Source organism: Selenomonas sp. FC4001, assembly GCF_000701565.1.
Lineage (GTDB): Bacteria > Bacillota > Negativicutes > Selenomonadales > Selenomonadaceae > Selenomonas_A > Selenomonas_A ruminantium_B.
In genome coordinates this window covers 1-13,816 of the sequence record NZ_JNJF01000020.1, presented here as the reverse complement: position 1 = coordinate 13,816, position 13,816 = coordinate 1, and the positions used below count along the sequence as shown (strand labels likewise).

The 13,816-nt window shown below is 53.5% G+C and carries 10 protein-coding genes and 2 rRNA genes; 2 read left to right on the top strand and 10 right to left on the bottom strand.

Annotated elements, in window-relative coordinates; genetic code table 11:
* Positions 1-61: 61 nt before the first annotated feature.
* Complete coding sequence (locus tag T320_RS09440) at positions 62-901, top strand: menaquinone biosynthetic enzyme MqnA/MqnD family protein (RefSeq protein WP_037355257.1); 840 nt, start codon at positions 62-64, stop codon at positions 899-901.
* On the opposite strand, the gene rsmH is transcribed toward T320_RS09440, so the two are convergent.
* From rsmH to T320_RS09420, 4 genes are all read right to left on the bottom strand, one after another.
* Positions 898-1,980 carry a 16S rRNA (cytosine(1402)-N(4))-methyltransferase RsmH gene (gene rsmH / locus T320_RS09435; RefSeq protein ID WP_197019412.1) on the bottom strand — a complete coding sequence of 361 codons (1,083 nt, stop codon included), beginning with the start codon at positions 1,978-1,980 and terminating at the stop codon, positions 898-900. The two genes, T320_RS09440 and rsmH, sit on opposite strands and share 4 nt — an antisense overlap.
* 305 nt (positions 1,981-2,285) lie before the next feature.
* Positions 2,286-4,247, bottom strand: a complete 1,962-nt coding sequence (locus tag T320_RS09430; protein ID WP_197019411.1) for an alkyl/aryl-sulfatase — start codon at positions 4,245-4,247, stop codon at positions 2,286-2,288.
* Positions 4,248-4,373: 126 nt separating this feature from the next.
* Positions 4,374-5,186, bottom strand: a complete 813-nt coding sequence (locus T320_RS09425) for a Cof-type HAD-IIB family hydrolase (RefSeq protein WP_026759550.1) — start codon at positions 5,184-5,186, stop codon at positions 4,374-4,376.
* A gap of 93 nt (positions 5,187-5,279) precedes the next feature.
* Positions 5,280-6,467, bottom strand: coding sequence for a multidrug effflux MFS transporter (locus tag T320_RS09420; RefSeq protein ID WP_197019410.1), 1,188 nt, complete (start codon positions 6,465-6,467; stop codon positions 5,280-5,282).
* Positions 6,468-6,878: 411 nt separating this feature from the next.
* On the opposite strand from T320_RS09420, the gene T320_RS09415 reads away from it, so the two are divergent.
* Complete coding sequence (locus tag T320_RS09415) at positions 6,879-8,900, top strand: alpha amylase C-terminal domain-containing protein (RefSeq protein WP_037355254.1); 2,022 nt, start codon at positions 6,879-6,881, stop codon at positions 8,898-8,900.
* A 66-nt stretch (positions 8,901-8,966) separates the two neighbouring features.
* Here T320_RS09415 and T320_RS09410 read toward each other — a convergent pair whose 3' ends face one another.
* The 6 genes from T320_RS09410 to T320_RS09385 form a co-directional block, all read right to left on the bottom strand.
* Complete coding sequence (locus T320_RS09410; protein WP_037355252.1) at positions 8,967-10,214, bottom strand: M20 family metallo-hydrolase; 1,248 nt, start codon at positions 10,212-10,214, stop codon at positions 8,967-8,969.
* A gap of 17 nt (positions 10,215-10,231) precedes the next feature.
* A complete protein-coding gene (locus T320_RS09405; protein WP_037355250.1) occupies positions 10,232-11,536 on the bottom strand; it encodes an amidohydrolase in 1,305 nt (434 codons plus the stop codon).
* A gap of 18 nt (positions 11,537-11,554) precedes the next feature.
* Entirely contained in the window at positions 11,555-12,826 is a 1,272-nt protein-coding gene (gene dcuC, locus T320_RS09400; protein WP_037355247.1) for a C4-dicarboxylate transporter DcuC, read from the bottom strand.
* A gap of 146 nt (positions 12,827-12,972) precedes the next feature.
* On the bottom strand, positions 12,973-13,404 hold the full coding sequence (gene mscL, locus T320_RS09395) for a large conductance mechanosensitive channel protein MscL (protein ID WP_037355245.1): 432 nt from the start codon (positions 13,402-13,404) through the stop codon (positions 12,973-12,975).
* Positions 13,405-13,498: 94 nt separating this feature from the next.
* Positions 13,499-13,615 (bottom strand): 5S ribosomal RNA (rrf, locus tag T320_RS09390).
* 73 nt (positions 13,616-13,688) lie between these two features.
* Positions 13,689-13,816 (bottom strand): 23S ribosomal RNA (locus T320_RS09385); the annotation flags it as partial.

The following is a 13,816-nucleotide window of genomic DNA, read 5'->3' as shown; positions in this document are numbered from 1 at the left end:
TGGCAAAAAAGGAACGGCCGCGGTATAATGGAGGAGAACTTTTTCCAAAGGAGGAACACCTATGACCTGTCCCCGCGTTGGGCATATCGACTTTTTGAACGTCCTGCCCCTTTCTTACAGCTACAATCACGGCGCCGCCCAGGGGCTTTCCATAACCCGCGGCGTACCTGCCGTCCTGAATAATGACATCATCAACGGGCGTCTGGACATGAGCAATACCTCATCCATCATTTACGCCCGCCACAGCGAAAAATTAGTGATTCTTCCCGACGTCTGCATCAGCACCGATGGCCCTGTGCAAAGCATTTTGCTGATTTCCAAGAAGCCCATCGAAAGCCTAAAAGATGACAAAATCATCCTCACGGCCAAGAGCGCGACCTCGCACTGCCTCTTAAAAATCATCCTGCGCAGTTACGGCGCCATTCCCAACTACTACGTTCGCCATGTCGGCCCGGATGCGCCCATCCCGGATGACGCCACGGCCTCCCTGCTCATCGGTGATGATGCCCTCTGGTGCTACCATCACCGCGAGGAAGGTCTTTACTACTACGATTTGGGCCAGGAGTGGCAGGAACTCACCGGCCAAAAGATGGTCTATGCCCTCTGGGTCGTTAACCGGGACTTTGCCGAAAGCAATCCGGAAATGCTGCAGCTTATCTACGACCGCGTGACCAAGTCCTTCCGCAAGTACCCGGAACAGAAGGATAAAATCATCCGTTCGGTACTGGACGATAAGCCCTTCACCTATGAACAGCTCGACAGCTACCTCTATAACACCATCAAATGGGATTTAACCGAGGAATACAAAAAAGGGCTGGAGACATTCTATGCTCTAGCCCATAATATGAATTTAATCGAACATATCCCAGAACTTCATTTTGCCAAGGTCAGACGCAATTAAGCCTTTATGGCCCACCTGAGTTTCGTGGAATGTGCCCGGCTGTTGCGGTAACATTCCTCCTTGGAAGGACGGATAACCTCCTGCGAAATCTCGCGGTAGATCCCCTGCTGGAAGAAAGTCTTAAAGGCCTTCTTCACAATCCTGTCCTCGCCGGAATGGAAGGTCAGAATGGCGGCCCGCCCGCCGGATCTTAACGCCTCCGGCAGTTTTTCCATGAACTCATAGAGAACTTCATACTCGTGATTGATATCGATACGCAGTGCCTGGAACACCCGGGCGCTGCTTTTTTTGATGAGTTCTTCCCGCGCAAGCGCTTGCTTCTTCGTGCTGTAACCGGCCCGTTCCTTCATCTCAGGCGGCAGTTCCACCTTCGCCAAAGCCTTGGCTACTTCGTCATAAAGCTCCCGCGTGGTCTTAATCGGCCAGCGGCGGCGGGTAATCTGCCGGGCAATCTCGGCGGCATAGGGTTCATCTGCATTTTCCTGCAGCATGCCCGTAAGTTCCTCCTTGGAAATATCCGCAAGTCTCTGCGCTGCCGTAATCCCCGCTTCGGGATTCAGCCGCAAGTCGAGCGGCCCATCACTCTTGAAGGTAAAGCCCCGCTCCGGATTGTCAATCTGCATGGAGGACACGCCGAGGTCCGCCAGTACGAAATCAAAGCCGCCCACTTCCTGCGTCAGTTCATCAATCTGACAAAAATTCATATTCCGCAGCTGCCAGATATCCTCGCCAAAGCCCTTGTCGCGGATGCGCGCTTCTGTTTTCTTCGACTCAATCGGGTCAATATCCCCACTGTAAAGCCGCCCCTGCCCCGCAAGTTTATCGAGCATGGCCAGCGTGTGCCCGCCATAACCCAACGTGCCATCAAAGCCCTGCTCACCGGGCTGAATGGCCAGCACATCCAGAATCTCCTCCACCATAATGGGAATATGCATGCCCGCCGGGGTATTGCCCTTGGCGATAACATGCGCCACTTCCTCCCCGTACTTTTCGGGATTGAGTTCCTTATACTTCTCAGCAAAATGCCGGGGATACTTACCGCTGTAATGTATGCGGCGCTTATGTTTCTGTTCTTCCATTATCGTTCCTCTATCTAAATCCATTCAATTATTTGTGTAACTAATATATCACAGTAAAGCCGCTTGAACAATCCCCGGCAGGTAAACTGCAATGCCCTCCCAAGGGCAAGCGGGGCTTTATTTGCTGACCGGAGCGATTGCCGCAGGCTGGCGCTCAAACGAAAAGCCCCGGACACCACGCTGCAAGCCGCGACGTGGTAACCGGAGCATCCCGCTAAGTTAACGGCATAGACGAAGGCGCCATTTAGCGCAGGCCAGCAAATAAAGCCCCGCTCGCCGCCTCTCACTGGCACTCACCAATGAAACTACGGCTCAATAATATTAAAGAACGCCTTCGTCACCGTAATCGCATCCGAGAACCGATTGAGCAGACTCTTATCCCCTTCCTGCCGAATCAATTTCGCCTGTTTTTCCTTATCCTTGCTGAGCAGGGTAAACAAGCCGTCCTTCGGCATCCGCCAGACAGCATCCGGCTTCTTTGCTTCCTCTCCCTTCTGATAGAGCAGAATCCCGGAACGAACCTTCAGCAGATATTTTTCCCCTGTATCCGTCAGATGAAGATTTACATCAAAATTCAAATCATGCGCCTTATCCGTATCCAGCATAATCCCCAAATCATCCAGCATCATGGACGAATCCATCTTGCGGCGGATATCCGGGCTTGGCGGCGGCGTGCGGTTGGGGTCAACCTTACTGCCCTCCCGCAGTTCCTTGGCGCCTGACAAATACACATTGCGCCAGGTGCCGGATTCCGCCTGATAAGCCAGCTGTTCCAAAGCATCTGCGCAGAGATTGCGGGCCTCTTGATTTTTGGGGTCAGCAAAGACCAGCTGATTGGTGATTTCCGCTACCCACTGATACTCTCCTTTGGCAAAATCCTGCCGGGCTTTCGCGAGCACAGCCTGCGAATCCCCCAGATACTCTGCATATTTCTTGGCACTTACAGCCAGCGGCAGCGCATTCAAGTGGACGGGATTGGCATCGTACCAGCCCATGTACTTTTCATAGACAGCCTTGGCATTATGGGGAACTGTCCCATAATACTGACGCGTATACCAGACCTTCTCCAAGGCTGGCGGCAGGTGAATGGTATGGGCGATTTCATTTTCTGTCATGCCCCGGTTGAGATAGAGCAGGGACTGGTCATGGATAAACTGATACATCAGCGCCGTATTGGTGATGTACTCCTTGATATACGCATTGCCCCAATGCGGCCAGTTATGGGCCTGGAAGACCACCTGCGCCTTATCGCCATAACGGCTCAGGGATTCCATCAGATAATGCGACCACTTGTTGCCGTCACGCACCTCTGCGCCCCGCAAAGTATAGAGGTTATGCAAAGTTCCCGTGCAGTTCTCCGCCATCCACAGGGCTTTCTTTTGCGGGAACCAGGTATTCATCTCGGCGGGAGCTTCGGTGCCCGGCGTCAGCTGAAACTCCATCTCCACGCCATCGATATTGAGCTTTTCTCCTGTGCGCTTGATGTTCACCGTCGGCGAGAGATAGGAAATCTGCCCAATGGACTGCCCCATGCCGATACCAATGGAGAGCCGCCCCTCTGGTCCCGGGTCCAGCAACGTACCATACTGATAAGATGCCCGGCGCCCCATCGCCGCTCCGGCGTATACATTTTCGCTGACCGCATGTTCCTCAAAACCTTCCGGCGCAATGATGGGTACATTATCTTTTTCCGAGACAATGCCCCGCACGCCGCCATAATGGTCCACATGCGAATGACTGTATATGACCGCCTTCACCGGCCGCTTGCCAAAATGCTTTTCCACAAGCGCTTTGGCTGCCTGACTGCACTCTACCGTCATCAGCGGGTCAAAGACTATCCAGCCTGTCTTCCCGCGGACAAAGGTGATGTTTGACATGTCATAGCCACGCACCTGATAGATACCGTCCATGACCTCAAAAAGACCGCAGACATGATTGTTCTGGGCGTTGCGCCAGAGGCTGGGATTGGCGGTAGCCGGCGCTTTGTTCTGCAAGAAACTGTAGGCCGCCTGACTCCAGACTACCCGTCCCTTGGCATCCTTGATTTCGAGTGCCTTGGGTGCTTCAATGAGTCCCCGCTCAGCAAACTCCTTTTCCCGTTCATCCGAGAAGTCCAGCTGGCTGTAAACCTGCTGATTGGCTGCTGCCGTATAGGGCGAAGCCGGAGCTGCCTGGCACCAGTCAGCAGGTACCAGACTCACGGCCAGAGCCGCCGCCATGGCCGCAGCTGTCCTGCGGGCACAAGTCTTGCTTATCATCCTTTTCATCCATCTGACCTCTTTTCTCTAAAAAATTACACCAAACACATCTGCCGACAACTTTCGCGCTCCAGACAAAAAATCCTGCAAAATTAACATAAAAAAAACCTTCCACACAGGGAAGGCTTTTCACAATCAAATATCAAAATGTCTGGAAAGCGTTACAGCAATACCATCTTCATTATTGGTCGCGGTGATTTCATCCGCCATGGCCTTGAGCTCGTCACAGGCGTTACCCATGGCCACGCCATAACCGGCAAAGTCCAGCATGCTCATATCGTTCTGAGCATCACCAAAGGCCATAACTTCACTGGGGTCAATGTTCAGCCGCTTGCAGGCCTGTCCCAGCGCACTGTACTTGCTGACGCCCTTCACCGTGGCTTCATAGAACCAGGGCGCCGACTGCACGAAGGACAGCTTATCCTCAAAGCCGCGGCGGATGTCCGCCAGATGCGGTACCAAAATGTCATTGGGCGCCGCCGTGAGAATCTTCACCGGAGCAAAATCCACCGCATCGGCAATGTTATCCACCAGCCGCACCTGCATATTGTTGTTGCGGCACTCATCCATCACCTTATGACGGCGGGCGTCCGTGGTATAGATATATTTTCCGTCATCCACAATGGGCGACAGTTCCGGCCAGGCTTCCAGATGACGCAGGAAGGAAACCGCCGTTTCATTGTCAATGGCACAGTCAAAGAGAATCTGCCCCGTGGTCGCATCCTGAATGCGGCCGCCATTATAGGAAATCCGCAGGCCATGATAATCCTCCAGATGCAGGGCATCCGCCTCCCGCTGCAGTCCCGGTGCCTGACGGCCGGAAACCAGCGCCACAATAACCCCCTGTTCCTGCACTGCCATCAAGGCATCGCGGGTGCGTGGCGTAATGACTTTATCATCATTGTTCAGGGTGCCGTCCAAATCCAACGCAATCATTTTATATTCCATGTATAACTTTCCTTTCGTAATGCAAACAACACTCTCAATATAGCATAAAGCCCGCCTGCTATCAATACGCAGACGGACTCTTTTTTCAGCACTTTACGCCCTGTGCTCCGGGGCAATCATCAGCTGGAATACCAGATAGCCCAGCCCATAACCACAAATCATAATCACGCACATGGGAATGGCCGTATTATCTCCGGCAATGCCCACCAAAGGCATCATACAGCCGCCGAGAATCATCGAAAAGAAACCGATTAAGGCGCTGGCACTGCCGGCATTTTTTCCCTGCCGCGACAGGGCCAGGGAAAAACTCGCAGCTCCCATCACCGAAAGCGGCGTAATGGTCAGAAAGAGCACCGGCAGGATAATCTCCATGCCTGCCTCCGCCGAAAAAGCCAGCAGCAGCAATACAGCCCCCACCAAAGGCACGATTAAGGATACCTGCAGCATCTTCACATCTTCCACCCGTCCGGCCAAGCGTGCCGGCAATGCGCCTGCCAGCAGCAGCCCGGCCCCGATGCCGCCAAAAATCAAGCTGAACATCTGCGGCGAAACATGAAAGATATTCTGAAATACAAAGGATGACCCCGCCAGATACGAAAAGAATGCGCCGAACACAAAGCACTGCACCAGACAATGCCCCAGAAAATAACGATTTTTGAGCAGCAGGGGAAACTTGGCAAAGGATTCCTGCAGCCCCTTGAGCCGCTTATCTTTGGGCAAGGTTTCCTTATAAACAAGCGTCGCTATCAGCTGAAACAGCCCCACGGCTACCAGAAGCACAAATACGCCACGCCAGCTCGTAAAGAGCAGAATCTGCCCGCCGATTACCGGCGCAATAATCGGTGCCAGACCATTGACCATCATGAGCATGGCAAAGAACTTCGTCAGCTCCGGCCCCTCACAAACATCCCGGGCAATGGCCTTGGCAATCACGATACCGCTGGCTCCGGCAAAGCCCGACACAAAACGGAAGAACAGAAAGAGCATGATGTCCTGCGCCCAGACACATCCCACGGTGGACAGGGTGAAAATCACCATACCTGCCGCCAAGGGCCATTTCCGCCCATAGCGGTCACTGACCGGCCCCGCAAAAATCTGTCCCAAAGCCATTCCCAGCATGGTCATGGTCAGGGTCATCTGCGCCAGAGATGCCGAAATGCCCATATCAATCTGCACCGTCGGCAAAGCTGGCAGGTACATATCCGTAGCCAGCGGAGCCATAGCCGTCATCAGCCCCAAAAATACCGTGAGCCAAAGCTGTGTTCCTTTAGACATCGCCATATATTATAGAAACCTCCTCTAAGCAAACATTGATAGTAAGGTATTATACCATATTTTCCCCGACTAGAGCGATTAATTTTGCCGCGCGAATTTATCCACAATCGTCTGAAAAATACCAATCTCCTAGCAAGGCAAAATCTTACACTTATCCACATTATGCACAGTCTTTCCTGTGGAAACTGTGGATAAGTGCGCATTTTTCCTGAAAAAAACCTGAAATTCCCTTGTTTATGGGGTCTTTTCTCCCCACCTCTTTGTGGATAACTTTGTGTATATGATTTTTCTTTTCACTTATAATGCCAAAACAAGCCAATTTATGAAAAATGTGTTATACTATGTTTGTTTGTTAGGGAAAATTTTATCAAGATAGGGGGATAGGTTTTGACAGGTTGGACTGTCAGAGCATAAATAATGGTAAAAAACAAACAATTAGGATTAATCGCGCATGATGAATGGCTGGCTCCATATGAGGACGCTATTCGGGGACGTCATGAGCATGCGGTTTGGAAAATCAATCAACTCACACAAAATGGCAAAAGCAGCTTGAGCGACTTTGCCACGGGACATCTCTACTATGGCCTGCACAAGCAGGGCCGTGGCTGGGTCTTCCGGGAATGGGCACCGAATGCCCTGGACATTTACCTGATTGGTGATTTCAGTGACTGGCAGGAAAAAGAGGAGTTTAGATGCCGTCACATCCCCGGCACCGGCGACTGGGAACTTGTAATCCCCGCCGGAAAAATCAAGCATAAAGATTTATACAAGATGAAGGTGCACTGGCGCGGCGGTGAAGGGGAACGTATTCCCGCCTGGGCCACCCGTGTGGTACAGGACGAAAACACCAAGATTTTCTCCGCTCAGGTTTGGAACCCGCGCAAGAAGCACACCTGGCACGATGCCAAATTTAAGCCGGACACCGCGCCGCTGCTTATCTATGAATGTCATGTAGGTATGGCGCAGGATGCCGAAAAGGTAGGCACCTATAAAGAGTTTACGGAAAAAATCCTGCCTCGGGTAAAGGCGGACGGCTATAACTGCATCCAGATTATGGCCATTCAGGAACATCCGTATTACGGCAGCTTTGGCTATCATGTAAGCTCCTTCTTCGCACCGAGCAGCCGCTGCGGCACGCCGGAAGAACTCAAGGAACTCATTGATACAGCACACAAAATGGGGCTGGCTGTTATCATGGACATCGTCCACAGCCATGCCGTCAAGAACGAAGTCGAAGGCCTCGGCAACCTCTGTGGCGACCCCAATCAGTTCTTCTATCCCGGCGACCGTCACGAACATCCAGCCTGGGACAGCCTGTGCTTTGACTACGGCAAGGACGATGTCATCCACTTCCTGCTGTCCAACTGCAAATACTGGCTGGAAGAATTCCACTTCGATGGCTTCCGCTTTGACGGCATCACCTCCATGCTCTACTACAGCCATGGTTTGGGCGAAGCCTTCATGAACTACGGCGACTACTTCAACGGCCATCAGGACGATAACGCCATCTGCTATCTGACTCTGGCCAACAAACTCATTCACGAAATCAAGCCCCATGCCATCACCATCGCGGAAGATGTCAGTGGCATGCCGGGGCTCGCGGCCAAATTCGAGGACGGCGGCTATGGCTTTGACTACCGTCTGGCCATGAACGTGCCCGATTACTGGATTAAGACCATCAAGGAGCAGAAGGACGAGGATTGGAAGCCCTCCAGCATTTTCTGGGAAATGACCAACCGCCGTCCCGATGAAAAGACCATCTCCTATGCCGAAAGCCATGACCAAGCACTGGTTGGCGACAAGACCATCATCTTCCGCCTCATCGATGCGGATATGTACTGGCATTTCTCCAAGGACAACCGCAACGGCATGGTAGACCGCGGCATTGCCCTGCATAAGATGATTCGCCTGGTTACCGCCTCCACCATCAACGGCGGCTACCTGAACTTCATGGGCAACGAATTCGGTCATCCCGAATGGATTGACTTCCCCCGTGAGGGCAACGGCTGGGGTTATAAATACGCCCGCCGCCAGTGGCATCTGGTGGACGACCAGAACCTCTGCTACCACTACTTAGGGGATTTCGACCGGGAAATGCTGGCCACCATGAAGACCGTCAAGAACTTCCAGAAACAGCCCGTAGTGGAAATCTGGCACAATGACGGAGATCAGATTCTGGCTTACAGCCGTGGGGACCTGGTCTTTGTCTTCAACTTCTCCCCCACCCAGTCCTTCCCGGACTACGGTTTCCTGGTACCCAAGGGAGATTATAAAGTGGTGCTGAACACCGACGCCGTGGAATTCGGCGGCAATGGCCTGGCCGATGACAGCGTGGTGCACAAGACCAACTTCGATCCCCTCTACGAAAAAGACGGCAAGGAATGGCTGAAAATCTACATTCCTGCCCGCAGTGCCGTAGTGCTGAGAAAAAATAAATAAACATATTAATAGCGCCGTATGCTCAAAATCATACGGCGCTTTAGTTTACTCAAAATCAGCCAGCGGTCAAAAGCTTCGGTCTGCCTGGGAAGCTGCCTTCACCGCCGCCTCCAGTATCCCCGTGACATTGAGGATATCCTCCAAGGAAGCATACTCGGCCGGATTGTGGCTGATGCCTTCCCGGCAGGGAATAAAGAGCATCCCCACCGGGGCAAAGTCCGCCCAGTGCATGGCATCATGGCCGGCCCCGCTGGGCAGGGCCATGGATTTTTGCCCCTGCTTCTGGCAGATGCCTTCCAGGAATTTCACCATTGCCGGGCGCATGGCTACGGGCTCTTCCTTGGATACTTCCTTGATGTCATAGGCGATATCCCGGCGCTGACAGATTTCCCCAATGGCCTGCCGCAGCCCTGCTTCCACCGCGTCCTTCGCCGTGGCGGAGATGCTGCGGATATCCACGCCCAGCTCACATTCCCCGGGAATCACGTTCATCACACCGGGCTGCACCTTCAATATGCCCACAGTGCCTGCCACCGGCGGCTCACACCGGACAGCGGCCAGCTCCTCCAATTTCAGGACAATCTCTGCCGCAGCACAGAGGCCGTCATGGCGCAGATTCATGGGTGTGGCGCCGCTATGGTCGGCCTTGCCGTGTAGATATACCCGCAGCCTCGTAGGCGCGGCAATCCCCGTCACCACCCCCAGGGGAATCTGCGCGTGTTCCAGCACCTTCCCCTGCTCGATATGGACTTCAAAGAATGCTTTCGGCGGCTGGGGATAGATGGCCGTGTCCAGCTTATCCGGCTGCAAGCCCCTTTCCCGCAGTACATCATAGAGAGCTTTTCCCTGACCATCCTGCAGGCGCTGCAAATCCTCTTTTGTGAGTTTTCCCCGCATGGCCCGGCTGCCCAGGGTAGCAGCTCCGAAGCGGCTGGATTCCTCACACATGAAGAGCACCACTTCCAGGGGATGTTCCGACACAAAACCTTCTTCTTTCAGGCTGCGGATAACCTCCACTGCTGCCAGAATGCCCACGGCACCATCGTAATTGCCCCCGCTGGGGACGCTGTCCCCATGGGAACCGAAGAGCACCGGCGGCAAGTCCTTTTGCTTTCCTTCCAGGCGGCCGATGACATTGCCAAAGGCATCCTCCCGCACCATCAGGCCGGCCTCCTTCATCTGGCTGATGATATAGGCCCGTCCCTGCCAGTCGCTGTCACTGAAGGCCAGCCGGGTAATGCCCTGCTCCCCCTGGGTATCACTGCATTTAGCCATTTCTGCAAAATCACGAGACATACGTTCCCGGGATATCAATATCCATCACCTCTCCATTAACCCTCTAACAAATCCGCCACCGCAGCTGACAACAGGCTCACCGCCAGCACCATGGCATGCTCATCAAAATCAAACCGGTCGTTATGATTGATGGCGGCCAAGGAGGCACCGATGATGATATAGGCGGCCTGCTTGCCCTGTTTTTGCATGCGCTCCATAAAGTACATGAAGTCCTCACTGCCGCACATATCGTAGGTGTCCGTCAGATTGTCGAAAAGCTCCAGCCGCTGAGCCGCCTGCCGGATTTTCTCCGCCAACTCCGGCGAATTATTGCCTCCGGGAGCACTGCCCATGGGGGTGATGTTCACCTCCGTATCGTACATCATGGCCGCGCCCTTAATGACCTGCTCAGCCCGCTCCCGGATAAAATCGTTGATTTCCGTGGTGGCCCCCCGGGTTTCGATTTCCATATGTCCCTGGGCAGGCACCACATTGCGGCCGGTACCGGCCCGCAGAACCCCCACATTTATCCGGCTGCTGCCGCCACTGTGCCGCGTAATGGCATGGAGATTCAGCGCCGCTGCAGCCGCTGCCAGCAGGGCGTTTTTCCCCTGCTCCGGTGCGCCCCCGGCATGGGCCGCCACACCCTTAAAGTCCACATTCAGCTTGCTGGTGGCCAGGAAATTCTGCACATCATAGGCCAAAAAACCGATCTTAGGCATCATGAAATGGGAACCGATGAGGTAATCCACATCATCGGTCACCCCTTTTGCCGCCATGGCCCGGGCTCCCCGCACCCCTTCCTCCGCAGGCTGGAAAATCAGCTTGATTTTCCCCGTCAGCTTATCCTGCAGCGTGGCCAGAATTTCAGCCACCCCCAGCCCCACGCTGGTATGACCATCATGACCACAGGCATGCATACAGCCCTTATGCAGGGAGTCAAATCCTTCCCTGTGAGGGCGATGCTGTTCGTCGGCAGCTTCCGTCACATCATTGCAGTCCATATCAAAGCGCAGGGCCACAGTCTTGCCAGGACGGCCAGTATCCAGGGTGGCTACCACACCTGTACAGCCCCCAGCCATTTTTTTCACCAGCTCCGAATTTGCCCCTTCGCTGAGGGCCCGTTCCTGGCAGGCACTGAGCACCTCCTCACCAGGCACGCCCATGCGCTCATTTTCCACCATCACATCCCGGCCAAACTCCACCGCAAAGCCCAGCTCCTGCAGGCGGGAAATGACCAGTGACGCCGTGCGGAATTCCGTCCAGCCCGATTCCGGATGACGGTGAAGATCCCGGCGCCGGTCCACCAGCGCCTGTTCCATTCCCGCAGCCAGCTCCTTGATTTCCTTGTCCAGATTCATCTGCTCGCCCCCTGTTTATCAGCCGAACAGCACCATAAAGGCGATGACCGAGGCCAGCATGGGCAGCGCATTGCGCTTCGTCATTTCCATGGGGCTGACCTTGGCCAGACCAGCACAAACGATGGCTGCACCTGCCACTGGGGACATGGAGCGGCCGATAGCACCGGTCATCTGAGCCAGGGAGCCCAGGTTCATAATGGTCATGCCAAAGTCCGTGGCATGGGGCGTAATGGCACCGTTAAAGGCCAAGGCAGCCGCATCACCGGAACCGGAGATAATGGCAATGATAAAGGGACCAAAGGCACCGGCAATCTGGGCGATGGATTCAGAGCCCTTCATGAAGCCGATAAGAGCCGAGGTTAGGCCCATGGCCATCATACCAGCGGTAAATACAGCAGCTGCCACGATGAGGCCCACAACACTGCCATAGGCATTGCCCATACCTTCAAAGAATTTCTTGGTGGCTTCCTGGGGATTCGTCAGGGTTACCAACAGGCCCAGCAGCACGCCGCTAATCATAGCCATAGGCACGCTGACCAGAGGCAGAACAGCTACCTGCTTGCTCCCCAGAATCAAGAGCACCAGCGGTACCAGCGGCACGATGGCCCGCAGGGGATTTACCTTGAAATCATCGGTGGCCGTAGCAGCATCACCGCTGGCCAGGTATTCCTGAGCCCGTTCCTCCGAGGGGCCTTCCTTGCGCATAATGGCCACCGCCGTCAACACCGCAATACAGATAAGGGAAGTGATGATGGCCGCGGGGGCCTCATTCATAATGACCGTCATGACATCCACGCCAGCTAAATCGGCCACAAAGGGGTTATGGGATGTACCCGGGCTAATGGCACTGCCCCAGGTGCCAGCCAGTACCACACTGGCGGCCATAGCCGGATGAACACCGGCTGCCATCAGGGTGGGAATCAGGATACTGCCCACCGCTGCCGCACAGCCTGCGGCACTGGGGATGGCAATATTAATCCACCAGGTCAGCAGAAAGGCCAGGGGAATCAGGAAAATCTTGCTCTTTTTGAGCACACCAGAAATGGATGATACCAGATGACGGTCACATTCCGTGAGCTTCATCACGTAGGAAAAGCCCATGACCGTACAGATTGTGGGAACCAGGGAATTATGCACCATTTGCTTGGAGAACGTGGTGATGGCCGTCTCCGGCACACCGCCAATAATACACATGAGCAGCCCGGCGCCAAAGAGTACCATGCGGGTCTCATACTTCTTGATAATGGCCGCAAAGGCCAAAATCACAATGATACCACCTACAATTTCCATAGCTATCCCTCCAAAAGATTAGATATTTACTGCCACTTATCTATTCGACCATGGACATGTCTTTTCCTGTAAATTGGCAAAATTTATACAACTATAATTGTATACAAAAAAGCCTTGCCCTAAAGGCAAGGCTTGCAAAAGCAAAATTATAAGCTGGAGGTGCAGTGAGGGCACTTAGTGGCCTCATCGGGAATCTCCGTTTTGCAGTAGGGGCAAAGACGGGGCTCCTTAGCAGGCTCCTCCTCTTTCTTCGGCATCATGCGATTGACCTGGCGAATCAGCATGAAGATGGCAAAAGCCACGATGAGGAAATCAATAACGGCATTGAGGAAGGTGCCGTAAGCGATAACGGGCAGACCAGCTGCCTTAGCCTCCGCCAAAGTCGCAGCCGGCGTGCTGGACAGATTGATGAACAGATTGGAGAAATCCACTTGCCCCAAAATGAGACCAATCGGCGGCATCAGAATGTCGTTGACAAAGGAGGTGACAATCTTGCCGAAGGCAGCACCGATGATGATACCCACAGCCATGTCCAATACATTGCCACGCATAATAAACTTCTTAAATTCTTCGACCATAATCCAATCTCCCTTCTATAAGAAAAATAGACCATAACAAAGACAGTATATCATAAACATACGAAAAAAGCACCCTTACGGGTGCTTCTCATTTAACTGGCAACGCCCTATCCTCCCAGTCCGTCTCCAGACAAGTACTTTCGGCGTATGAGTGCTTAACTACTGTGTTCGGTATGGGAACAGGTGGAACCACTCAGCTATCGTCACCAGATATTCTGTTGAGTATATATGCTACACTCAAAACTATACAGAAGAAATCGTTTGTATTGAACATTTTAGCTCTGAAAGATAAGCCCTCGATTTATTAGTATTGGTCCGCTGCATGCCTTACGGCACTTCCACTCCCAACCTATCTACCTTGTCTTCTTCAAGGAATCTTACTGGATTACTCCATGAGATACTTCATCTCGGG

Bases quoted from the DNA above. Each gene is read 5' to 3' on its own strand.
- T320_RS09425 (WP_026759550.1), bottom strand. From the start codon at position 5,186: ATGGAATATAAAATGATTGCGTTGGATTTGGACGGCACCCTGAACAAT.
- rsmH (WP_197019412.1), bottom strand. From the start codon at position 1,980: ATGGAAGAACAGAAACATAAGCGCCGCATACATTACAGCGGTAAGTAT.
- T320_RS09420 (WP_197019410.1), bottom strand. From the start codon at position 6,467: ATGGCGATGTCTAAAGGAACACAGCTTTGGCTCACGGTATTTTTGGGG.
- T320_RS09405 (WP_037355250.1), bottom strand. From the start codon at position 11,536: ATGAATCTGGACAAGGAAATCAAGGAGCTGGCTGCGGGAATGGAACAG.
- T320_RS09415 (WP_037355254.1), top strand. From the start codon at position 6,879: ATGGTAAAAAACAAACAATTAGGATTAATCGCGCATGATGAATGGCTG.
- T320_RS09430 (WP_197019411.1), bottom strand. From the start codon at position 4,247: ATGAAAAGGATGATAAGCAAGACTTGTGCCCGCAGGACAGCTGCGGCC.
- dcuC (WP_037355247.1), bottom strand. From the start codon at position 12,826: ATGGAAATTGTAGGTGGTATCATTGTGATTTTGGCCTTTGCGGCCATT.
- mscL (WP_037355245.1), bottom strand. From the start codon at position 13,404: ATGGTCGAAGAATTTAAGAAGTTTATTATGCGTGGCAATGTATTGGAC.
- T320_RS09440 (WP_037355257.1), top strand. From the start codon at position 62: ATGACCTGTCCCCGCGTTGGGCATATCGACTTTTTGAACGTCCTGCCC.